The sequence below is a fragment of the Paenibacillus pinistramenti genome, from assembly GCF_005869875.1.
Classification (GTDB): Bacteria; Bacillota; Bacilli; order Paenibacillales; family Paenibacillaceae; genus Fontibacillus; species Fontibacillus pinistramenti.
Map to the genome: position 1 here is coordinate 12221 of NZ_VAWG01000017.1, position 18512 is coordinate 30732.

Annotated in this window: 10 protein-coding genes; 9 read left to right on the forward strand and 1 reads right to left on the reverse strand. The window is 43.8% G+C overall.

Annotation, left to right across the window (positions count from 1 at the left end; all coding sequences use genetic code 11):
- Positions 1–10 precede the first annotated feature (10 nt).
- The 7 genes from FCN15_RS19665 (at position 11) to FCN15_RS15945 (ending at position 12651) form a co-directional block, all read left to right on the forward strand.
- On the forward strand, positions 11–946 hold the full coding sequence (locus tag FCN15_RS19665; protein WP_138495984.1) for an HD domain-containing protein: 936 nt from the start codon (positions 11–13) through the stop codon (positions 944–946).
- A 131-nt stretch (positions 947–1077) separates the two neighbouring features.
- Entirely contained in the window at positions 1078–2145 is a 1068-nt protein-coding gene (locus FCN15_RS15920) for a restriction endonuclease-related protein (RefSeq protein WP_138495985.1), read from the forward strand.
- Positions 2142–5255 (forward strand): pPIWI_RE_Z domain-containing protein, encoded by a 3114-nt coding sequence (locus FCN15_RS15925; RefSeq protein WP_138495986.1) that lies wholly within the window; start codon positions 2142–2144, stop codon positions 5253–5255. The genes FCN15_RS15920 and FCN15_RS15925 overlap by 4 nt, the downstream gene beginning before the upstream one ends.
- Complete coding sequence (locus FCN15_RS15930) at positions 5221–7692, forward strand: pPIWI_RE module domain-containing protein (RefSeq protein WP_138495987.1); 2472 nt, start codon at positions 5221–5223, stop codon at positions 7690–7692. The genes FCN15_RS15925 and FCN15_RS15930 overlap by 35 nt, the downstream gene beginning before the upstream one ends.
- 45 nt (positions 7693–7737) lie before the next feature.
- Positions 7738–9789: an ATP-dependent nuclease gene (locus FCN15_RS15935; RefSeq protein ID WP_138495988.1), complete on the forward strand. Its 2052-nt coding sequence runs from the start codon at positions 7738–7740 to the stop codon at positions 9787–9789.
- Between the two features lie 14 nt (positions 9790–9803).
- Entirely contained in the window at positions 9804–11681 is a 1878-nt protein-coding gene (locus FCN15_RS15940; RefSeq protein WP_138495989.1) for a UvrD-helicase domain-containing protein, read from the forward strand.
- Between the two features lie 10 nt (positions 11682–11691).
- The gene (locus tag FCN15_RS15945) at positions 11692–12651 is read left to right on the forward strand and encodes a 3'-5' exoribonuclease YhaM family protein (protein WP_138495990.1); all 960 of its coding nucleotides are present in this window, start codon (positions 11692–11694) and stop codon (positions 12649–12651) included.
- A gap of 307 nt (positions 12652–12958) precedes the next feature.
- On the opposite strand, the gene FCN15_RS15950 is transcribed toward FCN15_RS15945, so the two are convergent.
- Positions 12959–13513, reverse strand: coding sequence for a tyrosine-type recombinase/integrase (locus tag FCN15_RS15950; protein ID WP_138495991.1), 555 nt, complete (start codon positions 13511–13513; stop codon positions 12959–12961).
- Between the two features lie 542 nt (positions 13514–14055).
- Between FCN15_RS15950 and FCN15_RS15955 the strand changes: the two genes are divergently transcribed.
- Both FCN15_RS15955 and FCN15_RS15960 read left to right on the forward strand, forming a co-directional pair.
- The gene (locus tag FCN15_RS15955) at positions 14056–16245 is read left to right on the forward strand and encodes a dynamin family protein (RefSeq protein ID WP_162515387.1); all 2190 of its coding nucleotides are present in this window, start codon (positions 14056–14058) and stop codon (positions 16243–16245) included.
- A complete protein-coding gene (locus FCN15_RS15960; RefSeq protein ID WP_162515388.1) occupies positions 16242–18503 on the forward strand; it encodes a dynamin family protein in 2262 nt (753 codons plus the stop codon). Before FCN15_RS15955 ends, FCN15_RS15960 begins: the two co-directional genes overlap by 4 nt.
- Positions 18504–18512: the final 9 nt, after the last annotated feature.

The window sequence follows — 18512 nt, forward strand, 5'->3', positions numbered from 1 at the left end:
GTCGGTTAGGATGGCCGATGTCGAAGATAAACATGGATTGAGTTGTAATTCACTCATTGAAAAAGCGATCGAATTTGCCGCCTATGCACATCGAAATCAGACGCGCAAAGGAACAGAAATTCCATATATCAGTCATCCGTATGCGGTAGGAATGATTTTGCTGAAAGCGGGTTGTAAGGAAGAAGTCGTAGCTGCCGGGATCCTGCATGATACGCTTGAGGATACCGAGACGACCGATGAACAATTGCTTGAACTGTTTGGCTCCGTTGTCCTTGAAATTGTCCTGGGGTGCTCTGAACCCGACAAAGGAGCCACTTGGGAGGAGAGAAAACAGCACACGCTGGAGGCTCTTAAAACGTCGAGTCTGGTCATTCGTCAGGTGTCTTGCGCAGATAAGCTGCACAATATCCGCTCAATCAGACGGGATTTGGAGCAATATGGCGAAGAGACGTGGAAGCGATTCAAACGGGGACGTGAGAGCCAGGAATGGTATTATACTGGGCTAATTGAAAGTCTTGGATACGCATCGCGATTTCCGCTCTTAGATGAGTTGCAAGATGAGATAGAGCAAGTTTTTGGAACCCCATTGGCGCAACCGGGGTGGAGTAAACTTCGATACAGCCAGAAGTTTATTGATCTGGCTTTTGAAACTGCGTATGGCAATCTGTCTGATATTGAAGAGAGGCAGCCGAAGTTTGTCAAGCTAGGAGCATGGGATCTTATACAGCATATCCACGAACGAGCTTATCCGCTATATCCGGAATATCAGGACGATTTCGATAGGCTGATAACTTATTTACAAGAAAGGGGCATTGAGTTTGAATTTAACAGTGAAGGCCCCGCTATTCTTGTAGGCTTCTGCACTGTACTCATGAGCGCATTAAACATGTATCCTTCTGAGGTATTTCATCATTTCAGGCGTGGGATGAAACGCGGGATAATATAATAGAATGTACACCATGGCGGACTTCAATCATTTTGAGGTTCGTTTTTTATAGGAACAAACATTCGGTGACAAGTAGAGGTCAAATGGTCGTGTCATAATGATGGTTAAGTACTTTCAAGGAGCGTGTTCCATTGAATAGACTACAAGATATGCTTTATCACCTTATCATCGGGCTGCAAAAATGGCCTAATAACTATACCGAAATCCCTACTGAGCTTCATAGAGGAATGCTAATGTTTATACAAGAAGCCGCAAGGTCAGGGGCTGAGATTCCTATGGATTTGCATCGGCTTCTTCATATTTTGCATAAACCATCTTCTGAATGGGGGATTCAAGGGCTTACTGAATATTATCCTGGCGAATCCTCACTAATTGAAGAGTTTATTGGGATATCTCCTGATGCAGAAGATTTCATTAATACTTATATATCCCCTGATGAAGCGCAGCAGAAGAATATGCTGGCTATTTTGCAATTTTGCAGAGATGAAAACCGGAATTTGCAAGCAGAATATACTCAAATACGCACATTTTTGTCCAGGCCTCAGAATGCAGTATTGTCTGCGCTTGAACTCGCGCAATTTGCTGAGTCCATTCGTGACCGTGAATTAAGCGCGTTAGTGCGTCAATGTTATGAAGAAGTAACTCTACAGATGGATAATTATCGTAAATGCCCGCATTGTGGTTGGACATTAACATACAAGCATGATCGATGGCGATGCAACAAAGAAAATATCTGTCACTCGCTAGCTGATTTCGAGAAATTCGATTTGTTCAACTATAAAGATGAACGAGTATTTCGGCTGCTCCCCGGTATACAGAGGTATGTGCTGTTACCTGGGATTTCAGAAATGAAAATTGCCGAATGGTTAAAACGGAAAGGGTACGGAGTAGAATTATATCCTCATATTGATGAGTATGATCTTGCAATTTCACATAATGACAGTGGAAGTAAGATATCTTTGGATGTAAAAGACTTCAAGGATCCAAGAACGCTGGCAAATTTCTTTAATCAAAAATCATTATCGTATTTGGAGAAGTATGGTCAACAGGTGTACGTTGTTATTCCCAAATACCGAAATGATTTATATCCATCTTACGGTATGAGAGCATCAACCCTTTTAAAAGAAGACACACGGAAACTTATAACAATCATTATGGAGAATGAATTGGAAAAAACGTTGAAGGAGGTGCTCTGGTGAGGAAAACCTATTGGGATTTAACTGAAGAAATAAACAAAGTGTTTTTCTCGCTAGAACTGCCCAAAGCCGACATATCAACAATAATAAGCCTGGAGCTATTTATGACGGGCTGTCATTTGATTGACTCGATGCTTCATATTGATCAAGGTTGGTCGTTATTGGTCGGTTATGATGAACCGGTTTTAAAGTACATCGAACATAAGGATATCGTAGTCCGACTTAGAATTTTATTTCCTGAGTTAAAGAGTAAGAAAATACTGGTTAGACGGATTGAAGCCTATCGAGCTATTGATATGAAATTTCGGTTGTTTGATATCGATGAAAAGGGAAAGCTTAACCAACTGGTTCCGCGATTTTTGACTAATAGAATAAACAATTACGAACAGATACTTAAAAAACCGATTCCCAGACAAATCAATACAACTCCTTTTGCGACTCAGGGGAAATTCGAATACTCCAGAATCGTAAGAGGAGGATTTATTCAAAGCTTTCATGGCAACATCCCGGAAGCTTTAGCAGTAAAAGAAAAGCGTTTGTTACCTTCTTATCGTGAGAAGAAAAAGCTTAGTCTAGAGTTGCCCTTCAATGGGCTTGAGTTGGGCAAAGAAATGGATGAATTAGCCGGGAAATCTTCATCTTGGGCGAACAGAGCAACTGCGGTTGTACTCGAGTCAATAGATTGGGATATAGAGTTTGTTTACAAAGGAAACCAGCATATAGGCGGTGCATTGGGAGCAGGGAAATCTACTTTCATGCTCATGGAGACGTATCGTCTCGTGAAGCAGGAAGGTGCCAGAGTCGGCTTTATTGAAGGCAGTGTTTCCCAAGTGATAGAGCGTATCAAAATTCTACGCGAGTTAGGTATTCATGCTGTTCCAATCATCGGCAAGTCATCCAGAAAGACGCATCAAGAGAATTATTTATTTGCAAATGCCGGCGGGATTATCGAGCTTAGTGATTGGACGAACAACGAATTTCAAGATCTAAAGCATTTGTCGGACTTATGTGTTATTAAAGCGTTGACTGAAGATTACGAACGAAATAGTAGTTATCCGTGTACTCAGCTAAAACAAGAAAATAAGTCTGTGAAATGTCCATTAGCGGATCAATGTGGAGTTTACCGTGATTTCTCCCGACTTGCAGAAGCAGATGTTTGGGTGGCTACGTCTGCAAGTGTACTCAAAACAAGAATTCCAGCGATGATTGATCCGTTAGAGAGGACGATCTATGAAGCGATGTACGACCTAATGGATGTTGTATACGTGGACGAAGCGGATGAAGTCCAAAAGCAATTCGATGAGACGTTCTTATCAGAATATAATGTTTTTGGAAGTGTAGAGGATATCTTTGAACGGTTGTCTAACGAATCTCATCAGTTAACAAATGGACGATATCATTTAGCAGGTGATCCTGTAGTTACGGAGTGGAAAGATAAGCTTCGCCAATTGGATCATATGATCTGGAGCATATATAAAAAGCTAGATCGTTCTCTAACGTTGCGTAAGAATATCAGTCGTAATCTGATTAGAGTGGCAGCGCTAGCCGATTCATTAAGCGAGAAGATTTCCTTCGACGATGAATCGCAAAAGAAAATCCGTAAACATTTATTGGATTATGCAAATGAGCCTTATCAAGATTCCATGTTATCTAGCATTGTTGATGAGTTAGTAGAAAAAGAAAATCACGATGAAAAGCAGAAGATGCTGACTCAGATTACAGAGAAACTGCTTAAAGGAACAATTCGGCCGCGTGTAAACAGAGATTTATTTTATGCGCAATTGGAGTTTTATATTTATTTATGCCGAGCGGAAGAATGTATCAAGTTCATTCTGACTTCCTTTACTATGATTCAAGCCAAGCTAGGAATGACAGCAGATTTTACTCCGTTATTCACTATGCAGAAAGATTATCAAGCATTCATGAAAGAGGCAATGACGGGCACGATGATCGGATATAAATACGATTTGAAGGATGGGGAAACAACAGGGACATTTAAATTAGTCGAATATACAGGGGTAGGCAGATTATTGTTGCATGACTGGCATTGTGTATATGAAGATTCTGATCAGAAACAAGGGCCGGCAGTTATCTTTCTTTCAGGCACAAGCCATGCACCTGAATCCGCGCATTATCATTTGAACACGGGATACAAATGGTTGCTCAAAGCAGATCGAATATCTCCGGAAGTTCAAATAACATTCAAACCCATTCTTGACGCTCGCCATGATAAATTTCTTGAAGTCTCAGGGATAGGCGATGAAGAGGTTAGAAACAGCAATTTATATGAGATGGTTCAACAACTTAAATCTGATATTCTTTATGAATTGAAATTTTGGAGTAGTAGAGGAAATCCGCGAAGGGCACTCTTAGTGGTAAATTCGTATGATGATGTTGCCACAGTCGCCAGGGCGTTTCGTAGTGATCAGAGTTGGCAAGGACGTTATAAAGTTCTTTCAAGGGAAAGGAGTCATGAAACAGATCAATTCCCTAGAACAATGATTGAGTCGTTTCGCAAAGAAAGGGCTGAAGTATTGATTGTACCGCTTCTCTCTGTAGGTAGAGGTTACAATATATTGGATCAAAATGGAGAGTCGTTATTTGGATCGGTCTTTTTCCTCGTTCGTCCTTATCCTATTCCGAATGACATGAATTACTTGGTTCAAGCGCTCCACTCCTACTTGCCACGATATTTGCAACGGATAACAGGACAAGGAATTCATTACGAGAAAGCTGTATCCAAATTACGCCAAATTAGCAGCGGTAAGTTCGAAGCGATGTATAAAAAGCCTGATTACTGGTCTATTCTAGATGATTCTGAAAGAGAAGTTATGGCGTGGTATACGTTTATCCCAATTTGGCAAATGATTGGACGATTGCTGCGCGGCGGTAAAAATGCCAGAGTATTTTTCTGCGATTCAAAGTTCAATGCAAAGCCTGCTGGTAAACCAGAAGGGATGTCCATGTTGGATAGTTGGGCAGCGATTATGCAGAAGCACAAAAGGGATCCTTTGTTCTTGAGTTTGTACGGACCATTTATCGATGGAATAAATAATATGATTCGGGAGGCTAACTGCGATGAAGAAGATGGAACTGTTTGCATTGGAGATTGATGAAACGCTGTTTTATAACGAAACTATCTATTATATGAAAATGCCGGAGAGCTGGAGAAACTTCTTTAATAGAGAGCGTACAGATCGCTTTAAGCTTGCATTTAAAGTAGAACCTCTAGGAAAGAAACTTAAAAGTATTTTTCCTGAAATCGTAAGCGTATGTTCAAACAACAAGGTGTTGCTCGATGATCAGCCTTGGCTAGTTTCCACAAAACCTATTCATGCATCGTATATAAAACATTTGACGCTTGGATGGCTAGCACATTTAAAGGATTTTTCAATTCTTGATTTACCGCAAGACGTAAGAGATTCGGAGCTTGTTTGGGTTTCTTCTACCTTTGGTGATGTTCACGAATTCGTTGATAACTACCAGTGGGTTCCCGGCATGGCAGCAGTCAAGTTCTGCCAGGAATCAAAGTTTCTTGATTTAGGTAATGAGCTACGTGAAGAGCTGAATTTCTATCATGTTATCTTTAATGATAAACACGAATGCATTTCTAATCCGATTCGAAAATCTCATCGTCATGATCCATTTTCTTATGTCATTCGATTTGCATTGAAGACTCGTGGGGGAGATGCTGATCGAGCGATATTAACGGTTTCCTTGGGGACAAGAAGGTATTTGAGCGATGAACAAATCAAAGATGGCAAGTGTTACATGAGGTCCGGGCATTCCTGTTCGGTTTTGGTATCCGTTCAAAATCCATATGTAGTGAGTCCAGATCGTTCATTTTCCCAACTGAAATTTGAAAGACGTCCCCGGAACTCTTCATTTACGGCATGGGAGAGCGCATTGGACGAATTGTATTGGGACGTGCTGAATGGGGAGTCTTTCGACGCAGATTCGTTGCTTGCGAATCCCAAATTCTATTCCGATGGGGATGGAGAAATCACGGCTTATGTCGTGAACAACAATCTATTTGCTGGAAATAGTGTGAAAGCGGGAATCGGCCTTCCTGAGAAAAGCGGTTTGTATAACTTGGCCAAAAGGTTCTTAACGGATTATGGTGCAAGAGAACTTCAACTTATTCCTGATATTTCTCTTAGAGGTATGAATGACAATCGCTTTCCAATCGTTGTTCCTAAGGAAGAGCGATTAACTATCGAAATTTATAGTTCTCCGGAGATGTTTGATGCAGTGAAGAAGGAACTATCTACTGCGCAAAAATCACTTGATAACGTAACTATCCTTGATGAGATTTCTGACTCCGTCTTCAGATTAAATTCGGATAAAGAGTTCATTGTTGAACTTGTCCATTGTAATCCAGACATCATAACATCGGAGTTAGAGATAGATAGATATAAGGATAACTCGATCGCTCAAGAAAAGCGTATTAATCAAATTGTAAAGCAGCTTTCCAAAGTTGAACAACCTAACCACTCCGTATTAGCTCTTGTAGAAATTGAAGAGAAGAGTAAATGGAGAGAGGGGGCCGACCCTAAGAAAGCTATCCGGGAAGGATTGAAGCGGTCAGGACGCCTATCGCAATTTATTTACCCGTTAACAGGTGATGAGAAAGGAGATTTATCCCGCATTCTGAATGCTGTATTAGACCTTTTCAACGATTATGGTCTATTTAGTGATAACGTCAATAAGATCAACGCGTCTGGAACGTTGTTATCTATATCGGTCATAAAAGCTGGAAAAAAATATTTGCCTGCGATTTCAAGATTAGACGGCACGGATCTCAGTGTTAAGCTGTTAGGTAATGATAGGTGGATGACTTTGTCTGAAGCGGCACTGAAAATGGATGAATCTAAATTTCTTGATAATCCTCGAAGAGAAAATAAAAGCAGCGAAGTGTTTAAAGCATTTATCACAGCTGAGATTAACAGTGAACTAGAACGAAGTTCGGGGCAAGTCATTGTGCTTATCAACGCTACCTTAAGACACGGTTGGTTGGGGGCTATCGGTAATACAAAAATACAATGCGATCGTGTTCCTTATCTTAATGAGCGTTTGGCCAATGAGCCACGATTAAGGTTTATCCGCATAAACGCGACGGATGACGTTCCTCAATATCGAATCATTATCGATGATGAAATGAATAGGTTTACTAAAGCATTAGGAGTTTTTAAGGACTCTATAGGTATTTATTACGGTGTGGGCGGAAGACCGAATGCATGGAAAGGAATCGCTAACGATGCAACCAAGTTTTCATCGCCATCCAAATTATTGCTGCAACAACGGGCTGTGGAATACATTCCGTTAGGAGGAGAGAATGAAAACGAGTCGGATGAACTTGCTCTTCTAGCGGATCATCTAAGACGATTAGGGTTGACATATGACAAGCACACCATTTTTCCGTATACGATGCGTGTATTGAGCTCATTATCGAAATACATAACCGGTAACGAGGACGATTATGATTACGATGCTGAGTTTGATGAGGAAGTGGAGATGGACTCGGAGGAAGATTTGATACTCCACTCCTAGATCATCAAAATAATCTTAATATGCACTGTACAAGGAGATGTTGTTATGCGGCTCAACAAATTAAGAATAAGCAACTTTCGTAGTTATGGACCAACGGAAACGGTAATAGATTTCGAAGATATTACAACATTTATCGGGGCTAACAGTAGTGGGAAAAGCGCTGCACTACAGGCACTAACTAAGTTGTTCGGAGAAACAAATGCAGATAGAGCGTTAGAGAAATCCGATTTTTATGTATCACATGACGAAGTACTTGAAGATTTGGAGAGGCGAGAGCTTTACATCGAGGCGAATTTCTCATTTCCGGAAATTGAGAACGATGAAGGTGAAACACATTATGCAATACCTACGTATTTTGATAACTTTGTTGTTGAAAACACTGGCGAGCCACCGTTCTTGCGAATTAGGCTACAAGCTACTTGGGAGCAAAGCAATACACCAGATGGAATCATAGAAAGTAAGGTCAACTATCTGTCTCTATCAGAGGATGCAGAAGAGGTAGCTACGAAGATTCCGCCAAGCGAGCTCTCACAAATAAAAATCATCTATGTTCCAGCAATTCGCAACCCATCCACGTTATTAAGGAATGCGACCGGAACATTGCTCTGGCGTGTTTTGAAGAGTATTAACTGGTCAATCGAAACAAAGGAGAACATTAAGGATCAACTAAACCGTGCTGAAGAATCGTTGTTTAAAGAGGCTGGATTAGAGAGGGTTAGGGATTCACTGAAAGACCACTGGAAAAAATACCATAAGGATATTCGATACTCGGAAGCAAACATCAGATTCAATAGCACAGATCTGGATCAATTGATAAAAAAGTTTGAAGTTGATTTTATGCCATCCATAACACAAAAAGCATATTCCATTGATTCATTAGGAGATGGGCTTAGGTCTTTATTCTATTTGTCACTCGTGGATTCGTTTCTGGAAATTGAACAGCAAGCTATGGAAAATAATGAAGATGAGGACGCGCCACTATTTAACATTCAAATTCCGGCCTTAACAATTCTCGCTATAGAAGAACCTGAAAATCATGTGTCTCCACATTTATTGGGCAATATTATCCTTAATTTGAACAGAATCGCTTCAAAAAATAATTCGCAAGTCATTTTAACCTCACATACGCCAGCAATTGTGAAGAGGGTTTTACCTGAATCAATTCGATATTTCAATATTTCGGTAGATGAGGTTGTTACGAAAGTTAAAAAAATTGTATTACCTCGTTTACAAGGATCTGCAGAAAATGAAGAAGCATATAAATATGTAAAAGAAGCTGTAAGGGCATATCCAGAGATTTACTTCTCGAAATTAGTTATTTTAGGGGAAGGGGATAGTGAAGAAATCGTTATCCCTAAAGCTATTGAATTGGAGACAGAAGATCATTTGGATAGCATTTCGGTATCTGTAGTTCCGCTTGGGGGAAGACACGTCAATCACTTCTGGAAGCTTCTAAATGAACTGGAAATCCCCTATGTCACACTATTGGATCTTGATAAGGAGCGAAATGGTGGGGGTTGGGGACGGATTAGATATGCTTTATCGCAATTGATTAAGATCGGTGTGGATAAAAGCGAACTATTATCATTAATGGGTGGAAGCATTCTTAGTGATGAAGATTTAAGTGACATGCATACTTGGGATGAAAGTTATGTGGATAACCAAATGTCTTGGTTACAAAGGTTAGAAAGCTACGATATTTATTTCTCAAGCCCATTGGACTTGGACTTTATGATGTTAGAGGCATTCCCGGATGCATATAAACGGATACTTAGGGTTAATGAAGGGCCACGAATAGACAAAGTAGGAAAAGTACTAGAGATAGAAAATGACGAACCAGAATTACCGGAATATCTCGAACGTGTTAGTAATGCGACTAAGCATGCGCTAAAAGAAGGAGGAAGTAGTGGCGATACTTACACGATCGAACAGAAAAAATTGATGGTGTGGTATGATTACTTCTTTTTACAACGGGGAAAACCGGTCACCCATCGGTTGGCGATACTGAATATCACTGATGAATTGTTCAAGGAGCGCTTGCCGGAACCATTAAAACGGCTGATTGCTAGTGTGAAACAAAAAATTTCTGGCGAATAAGGAAAGGCTATTAGATGAAAATCATTGATAAGAATAGATGGGAACCTGCCGACGGACTAATGCTTGAACCTGCTGCGCTACAAGTTGTAAAAAGCGAAGACAACGCTTTAGTTATTGCTGGGCCTGGAGCAGGTAAGACGGAATTGCTTGCCCAAAGAGCCTGCTATTTGCTTGAGACATCTACCTGCAAGGTTCCAAGGAAAATCCTAGCAATAAGTTTTAAGAGAGATGCCGCGAAGAACCTCGCCGAACGGGTAGAGAAACGTTGCGGTACAGAACTTTCAAAGCGATTCCAATCTATGACGTATGATGCATTTGCTAAGAGTCTTGTGGATCGCTTCTATCTGGGAATTCCTGAGGATTACAGGCCTGATTCAGTCTATGATATCGCTATTGCGGACCGAACCCAAAACGATATCAGGACAGCGTATGAGCATGCAGGGTTTATTCCTCCCGCTGGGATGCGGCCAGGTGACATTAACAACTTGTTGGAAAAGGAAATCGTTCGATATTCTTTACCATTACCTTTGGATAATAAATATCCAACGAAGGCTGCATGGACATTCTTACTTAAAGGTGGGGCGACTAGTACAGCTAGATTGTCGTTCGCTATGATTACTAGGCTGGCAGCGTATTTGTTAGTATCAAATCCTCATTTGAGGAAGGCGTTACAATTGACTTACAGTCATGTATTTCTCGATGAGTTTCAGGATACCACGAATATTCAGTATGAATTTGTGAAGGCTTGCTTTCACAACTCCAACTCGGTATTAACTGCAGTGGGCGATGGAAAACAACGTATTATGGTATGGGCTGGAGCGATGAGAGAGATTTTCTCAATATATCAGTCTGACTTTGGAGCAACCACTTATCGGTTAGTGATGAATCATCGCTCAGCACCCAGACTCATTGAAATTCAAAAAATGTTTTTTTCAAGATTTAATGAGCAACCCATATCAATCCAAACAAATCCAAAATGGCAAGCCTCTGATGGCCGTGCTTACCTTCATTTGTTTGAAAATCATATCCAGGAAGCCCAAGCAATTGGAGGCATTGTTCAGTCCTACTTAGCAGATGGTAGCCATAAACCGAATGATATCTGTATTCTTGTGAAACAAAAAATAGATGTGTACTGCAGCGAAATGATTACGGAGTTTAATAAAATTGGAATACAAGCGAGAAACGAAGGGGTATATCAGGACTTCCTTAAAGAAGATTTCATATCCCTTTGTATTCACACTATGATTATAGCAATCAGAAGAAATGCAGGCTCATGGACGTATTGTAGGAATATATTTCTCGATTTAAAAAACATGGACGAAACATCTTCGAAGATTCACGAACCTCAGAGAGAATTAAGTGATTTTATTAAGAAACTCAAATCTGATTTGAGGTCAATAAGTAACGAAAATGATCTGGGAAACATTTTAAAAGAAATTTGTTACTTTTATTCCATTGATGCGCTGAAAGCGTACTTTCCGCAATATATGAGATCAAATTATATCGAAAAGCTACGTTTACAGTTGGCTAAATATCTGTGGGAAGAATACATAAAAGCGGGCAGTTTGGACATTGCAATCGATAATTTGCTTGGGAAAAATATAGTACCTATTATGACAATTCATAAGAGTAAGGGACTAGAGTACAAGACAATAATTTTTTTGGGACTAGAGGATGCGGCTTTTTATAAATTTGCAGATCAGAGGGAAGAGCATACAGCAACTTTTTTTGTAGCTCTCTCAAGGGCTAAAAACAATCTTCATTTTACTTTCAGTAAAGTACGACCGATTGGATTATACCGTGATGATCAAGATAGAAAAATTATTATGGATTTTTATCATGCATTACGCGATTCAGGAGTCGTAGAGCCGGTAGTTCATACCATAATGTAGAGGTGAGATCATGTCCGCATTAATAAAAGATTTAAAAGACGGGGATGAGTTTGTCGGATATTACTTGATAAAAGAATTGGAGGCAAAACAGACAAATAGTTCGATTCCTAAAGATTTCTTGGATATAGTACTTGCTGATTCAAGTGGCATTATTTCTGCAAAGTATTGGGAAGCAAGTAAGACGGATATTGAAACATTCTTTCCGATGTGTCTTGTTAAGGTGCAGGGCGTGGTTCAAGTGTATCGTGAGAAATTACAGGTAAAAGTAATTAGAATACGAAAAACAATGGAGCAAGATGGTGTATCCCTAACAGATTTTATCCGTTCCGCCCCCGTAGATGCTAACGAACTTATCCCTATCATTGAACAAGCCATAGGTAGTCTATCTCATAAAGATATTAAATCAATTGTTACTTTTTGTTTTGAGAAAGTGAAAGACAAAATACAATCCGCCCCCGCGGCCAAATCTCATCATCATGCTTATTTCGGTGGCTTAGCTTACCATATTGTTCGAATGCTTGAAATAGGTGAATTTATTTGCCGGCAACGGCCGTTTCTAAATTCGGATTTGATTAAGGCGGGAATAATCTTACACGACATTGCCAAACCAGTGGAAATGATATCAGAGTATGGTATGGTGCTTGATTACAGTAACCAGGGCAAACTGATAGGACATATCTGTATGGCCGCCAATTGGATTACAGAAGCTGCAATCAGACTTGAAATTGATTTAGAGTCAAATGTCATCATGGCACTACAGCATTTAGTTCTGTCTCATCATAATCTGGGTGAATGGGGAAGCCCTGTTCAACCGCAATTACCAGAAGCTGTGGCACTTCACTATATAGATGCGATGGATGCTAAATTGCAGATGGTAGAGGACATGCTTCAAACAACCGCGGAAAGTGAAGAATGGACACCGGTAATTCGTGGTTTGGAGAACAAAGCGATTTATAGATTGAAAATATGATCTGCTCTGGGGGGAGAACATTGATTTGGGTAAACGTCCATATCCCTGACAAGCTATGCATAGCACATAAATCCACATGTGGTCATGTTCTTCTAGGAGAAACAGGTCTTAAAGGAATCAGAGAAATCAAAGGTGATGGCGGGTGGTATGATTTCTCGCTCGTGGAGGAGGCATCGTTTTGGTCGGGAAATAACTATCCGAATTATGAGTTTAAGAAATGCGGTAAGTGCAAGCCGTAAATACGACGAGCAGCAATAATCAGGAGGTTACATCCGCGGTGAAGCTACCGTTAGGGTCTCTTCTAGCGCTACTTTAGTAATCTAAGATAATGATTCGGTATAAACAGGTAGCGTGAAACACTTTCCATACTATCTAGTCTCAATAACTCTTTCATTTCCAATGGAGAAAAATTGTTCGTTTTTAGCGTGTATGCAAAGGTATATCGTAAGTTACGAGGCGTTATTATTTTCTTGATACCTGCTTTGAAAGCAAGCTCTTTAATAAAGATAGTTAGGGAATTTCCATCAAAAGGTTTATCCTTGATGAAGAACACTTGTTCTTTTCCGCTGGAAATCCAACGTAGGTAGGCAGGGTGGCTGAGGTATTGTATTAGCTCATCAGCTAATTCACAGTCTATTGGAATAATTGATCCATTGATCTTATTATCCTTTTTGATATGTATAACGTTTTGCTCTAAATCGATTTGTGAGTATGTAAGTTGTACAACTTCCGAATTTCGTAATCCGGTCCTTAACATAGTTTTGCATAGTACATAGCCCATTTTTAAGAAGTGGTCTGACTTTTTAGCAACCTCCAAGAGTAACTGGCATTCTTCAACTGAAAGAACGTGTTTAGTACTCATTAGTTTTCATCAACCCTTTGCAGTATACTTTGATACTATTGGTATTTTTGTGTAAGACAATTACTTATTCTCTAAATGCTTGCTTACATTAATAGGTTAGTTTATTACAATGATCGTCATAATAAGGAACCATTATACAATATATAGATTTTTTTGATCGAGTGACTCGAGAGAACGAAGACAGTGGCGGTATAGCTGACCGAATTCCAGGTAGTACGATATTTCCTATAACGTCTGTGACTATGAATAGTCTCAATGGGAGGGGATAAAAGGAAAATTTTACGTCATTGAAGGGAAATATCGGGAATTGTAGAATAATGGAGTAGGAGTAGTTCTTTTGCCCCTTACACGTCAGTTGACGGGCCTATTCTTTCATCCGGAAGATGTTTGGCAACGTATACGAATCGTCGTGGCAACTTCGGCGTGAAGTATGCGTTTTTTGTTTAGGAACATGTGTTTGATGACAGCATGCGGACAGTGTGACCTGATACACTCCGATTAGTTCGGTTGATTCTTTGCTGATTGGGAGAGAACGTATGGACATGAATCAAAGGCGTCTGGACGCCTTGATGCGGCAAATCGCTGAAATGAGTAAAACGGTGGCTTATGATCCGGTGTTGGACTATCGCCTACAGAAGCTGAAAGCCAGTATGTCGGATCCGCTACATAAGGTCGTAGTCGCGGGACATTTCTCATCCGGGAAATCCACATTTCTGAATGCGCTTATGGGAGCCAAAGTTTTAATCTCCAGATCCGGAGAGACGACCTCCTGCGCCACCCGCGTGTTTCCGGTGCCGCCAGACCACGAGCTGGCATACTCGCTTCGGGTTCATTATCGGGACGGACACGTCGAGTCGGGCAAGATCGGCGCAGGCAATTTCGTCCTGCTGGACGCCACGACGCTTCATGGGACACAGGGACGTGTGGCCGACATTAAGCTGGTCGATATTTTTCACCCGCTGCCGGTCGAGGCCGAACGGATCTGCTTTGTGGATACGCCGGGCGGCAACGGGATGACGCCCCACTTGTTCGATGCGACAAGAGAGGAAATACAGTCGGCTTCGGCCATCGTTTTCATGATGTCCGACCGGGGGATTACCGCTTATGATGGCGAGCTCATCCAATACATACGGAAGTACCAGGAACGTGTTTTCTTCGTTGTGAATCAAGTGGACCGGGTCGAACCGGATGAACGCAAAGAGCTGCTGGATGCGGTAGCTGGCAATCTGCAATCGATCTTCGGCCTTGAGCAAGCGCCCCAGGTGTGGGGGTTGTCCTCGTCCCAGGCACTGGAGGCCAAACTATCGGGCGATGCCAAGCTGCTGTCCGACTCAGGGTTCGCTTCGTTCGAGCGGCAGTTGACCGACTATTTCTCGACATCCGCGTTAGTCGGGGATTACATCGGTAGCCTCGAGAAGACCGCAGCCGAAATTGGCGAGGAGCTTGCCGAGTTGCAGGCCGAGGCGGTGGCAAAGCTTCAACAGCAGCAGGAGTTGGATGATTTAAATCTCAAACGGAAGCTGCTTTTACTCCGCGGCAAGTTCCGTAAGCTTGAGCATGAGGCACGGAATTACATCGAAGCCGACACGACGCAGCTGCTGGACAGCCTGGATGCGAAGATGACGGAATGGGTGGCCGCAACGTATCAGCCCTTTTCGTCCCAACTGTTGGCCCGTACCGAGAAGCTGAGCGTCGAGCTTAGGTCCATGTATAAGGAATACGGATCCGATATCTCCATCCTGTTCGAACAGATCGAAACTCGGATCAACCGGTACGACACCGAAACGCACGAGCACTTCGGACAGGCCTTCGTTTCCTTTGCCCGGATGGTCGATCGGGATCTCGCCGAAATGGCGCAGGCGATACCGAAACGAAACCAGGAGCTGATCGAGCTGTTGCTGCGTTTTCAACTGGATGCGTCCGGGAACGGCCAGCCGTTCGGGAGACTGATCAAATCGCTGCAGGCGCATTCGTTCTCGTTCAAGCCAATCGCCTTGCGAGAATTCCACAAGGAATTCACGCAGCTGCGGCAATTGCAAGGCAGCATCGTCAAGCTGGAAACGGAGTCGACGGACCTGTTCTCGGCGGTCCCCGTGATCGAACGGCAGCTGGAGAGCAAGAACAACCGCATGAACGCCATACCCGCGGAGCAGAAACGCGACATCGAGCGTGAAGGGAGCATGCCGGATGTTGAACGCTGGACGGAGGAAGTAGAGGTCGCGCGAAAATCTTACAGCGGGTTTGGCCTGAGGGACGCTCTCTTCGGCAAGAAGACCGAAACGAGGAACCGAAGCGACGACAGCGCGCGACGCCGGTGGCAAGCGAAATTGGAGGATATTGAGAAACGCTATAAAGAGGAGCTTGTCCATCTACACGATGAGGCCATGGAGCTCAGAGGCCGGATCGATTCGACGAAGCGCTTGGCGGTTCAATTCAAGCGGCAGGCCGATGAGGTTCGCCGGCAGGTGGACGAGAAGTTTCTTCAGGATATCGTTCCGGGGCTGCAACGGTCTTACCGGCAGCATGCCAATCTCATCAATGCCCAGGCCGGGAAGTATCTGGAGCAGACTGCCTTGTACGCCGTCTCGGAATGCGGGAACGAATTGCAGCAGGACAGGGCCGTCGTTACAACGATGGTCAGCACGGAAATCAGATGGAAGCAGGAAGAGGAGGAGCGGCGACTAATGGGAGCCGGCTCAACCCGAATGGTGAAGGAGGAGAGTCGTCCATGATCGAATCGCGGCAGCGATTTCGCGACAAAATCGACAACGTAAAGCAGGTGCTGACCGAGCATCTTGACTACGCCCGGCAGGTAACGGACCGCCTTGCCGTTCATTTGGATATGAAGAACGAGATGCAGGACCTGGAGCAGCTGCACGCCAATCTGGTGAAGGGCCGGTTTGAAATCATAGTGGTGGGCGAATTCAGCACGGGCAAATCAACGTTCATCAATGCGCTCATCGGCCGAAAGGTGCTTCCGAGCAAAGCCCAGCCCACGACGGCGACGGTCAACTACATCCGTCATTACTCCGAGAACCCCAACCGGTCGGAGGAAGCGGTAGTCTTTTTCGAGGACGGCCGAAGCGAGCGGGTTCCCTTCGACCAACTGGAACAGTACGTCACCGAGATGAGCACGAAATTCTCCGTGGTCGAGGAGATCAAGCATGTGGATCTGTATGTCGATTCGGCTTATCTTGAGGATGGGGTCGTAATCGTCGACACGCCGGGCATGCAGAGCCTCCATAAGAAGCACGATGAGATTACGCGCAAGCAGATCGCTGTCTCGAATGCCAGCATCTTTCTGTTCAACATCAACCACGCCGCCACCCGGACGGAGTTTATTTTCATCTCGGATATACAGAAATCGCTGGATCGCATCTTCTTCGTAGCGAACCGCTGCGATGAGGTCGATACGAGCGAGCAATCGGTGGAATCGGTCGTCTTATCGATCGAGGATAAGCTCAAGCGAAACGATTATTTTCAAGTGGATCCGAAGTTTTCGAGCGTGTATGCGGTAAGCGCGGCCAAAGCGCTGCAGAAGCGGATCGGGGGCGTGTTTGCGACGGGCAAGGACGAGCATGACGCTTCCCGGTTCTGGGCGTTTGAAGAAAAATTGTGGGTGTATCTGACGCAGGGCGAGAAGGCGCGGGAAATGCTCGTTCAACCGCTGCATCGCATGGAGGGCTTCTACCAGAATCTGCTTGCCAGCATGCAGGAGAACATTCAACTGCTGAACGGGGAACTGAATCTGGACGAGATCCGCGAGAAGGTCGAGCAGCTGCGGCAGCAGATCGACACCCGGCGAATGGCCCTGAACGATGAGAAGGAGAGGCTCTACCTGCAGCTGAAAGACTTGAAAGACTGCTTCCGCAAGGAATACGAGGCTGAGGTGGACGGAGTCGGGCGCGTTCTAAAGCGGGAGTCGGAGATTCATCATCTTGAGGATTACGAGGAGCACCGGGAGCAAATTTTGGGCCATATCCGAAGCGCGTACAATGACTGTATCCGGAAGATGACGGACCGCTTCAAGGACCGGCTGGCGGGTCTTGTCGTGAAGTACGCCGACCGGTTCGACGAGGAGCTATCGGACAAGCTCGGCACCTGGAACGGACAGGCCGGCCTGGATGTGACGCTTCGGGCCTTTAAAGCCAGAGGCAACGCTGAGCTCGAGAAGCTGAACCAGGAAAAGGAAGAGATCCGCCAGGAAATCGGACATGCCCAGAGCCAGCAGGATAGACAAGTCAAGGCGATCACCGACGATCACTATAACCGGCAGCTCGAGAATCTTAGGCAGCGGGAGGAGCAGATCTATCAGCACCGTCTTCAAATGATCAAGCATCAATTCGACGCCGAGCCTCTTACAATGGAGAAATCGGAACGTCGTGAACGCGAAGGTCTTTTCGGCAAAATGAAGGATATGCTGAGTGGCCGGGAAGAGATCAAAGTGACGGTTAAAAATCCGGATCGCGCCGCGCTTGCCGAGGCGATGAAACAATTGGAGGACCGATTCGAAGCCGCCATGAAAGAGCTGGACGGCCGAAAGCGTGTTCCGGGAGTGTCTCCGGAGGAAGCCAAACGCAGATTGGACGCCGCCGAGGCTAAAGAGCAGCAGCTGAAGGAGCAGTACAACAACGTCCGAGGCGAAATCATGAAGAAAACGCTGGAGGTCAACGAAAGACTGCTGGGGCAGGTAAAAGACGAAATTTTGCATGTCGTTGCCTCCGCCGGCCATCAGGCCAAGCGGGCGTACGACGGCGTAATTGCGGATTTGCAGGCCGAACGGATGATGAACCACGCTTTCGATTTGCATATCCGGCAGCACGATCAGGAAATTGTGGCCATGGACGCCCGAATCAAGGAGCATGAGATGCTGGTGCAGCAGAACCGGCAAAAACAAGAGGAGCTGCTTGCGCTGCTGGACGGGCTGCATCAGGAGCTGAACGTAAAAACAAAGGAAATCCGGCAGTTGTATGTTGAGCTCATTTCCTAGCGAAAGGGA

Coding starts and splice junctions, on each gene's coding strand:
- FCN15_RS19665 (WP_138495984.1), top strand. CDS start 11: ATGGCCGATGTCGAAGATAAACATGGATTGAGTTGTAATTCACTCATT.
- FCN15_RS15930 (WP_138495987.1), top strand. CDS start 5,221: ATGAAGAAGATGGAACTGTTTGCATTGGAGATTGATGAAACGCTGTTT.
- FCN15_RS15935 (WP_138495988.1), top strand. CDS start 7,738: ATGCGGCTCAACAAATTAAGAATAAGCAACTTTCGTAGTTATGGACCA.
- FCN15_RS15940 (WP_138495989.1), top strand. CDS start 9,804: ATGAAAATCATTGATAAGAATAGATGGGAACCTGCCGACGGACTAATG.
- FCN15_RS15945 (WP_138495990.1), top strand. CDS start 11,692: ATGTCCGCATTAATAAAAGATTTAAAAGACGGGGATGAGTTTGTCGGA.
- FCN15_RS15950 (WP_138495991.1), bottom strand. CDS start 13,513: ATGAGTACTAAACACGTTCTTTCAGTTGAAGAATGCCAGTTACTCTTG.
- FCN15_RS15955 (WP_162515387.1), top strand. CDS start 14,056: ATGAATCAAAGGCGTCTGGACGCCTTGATGCGGCAAATCGCTGAAATG.
- FCN15_RS15960 (WP_162515388.1), top strand. CDS start 16,242: ATGATCGAATCGCGGCAGCGATTTCGCGACAAAATCGACAACGTAAAG.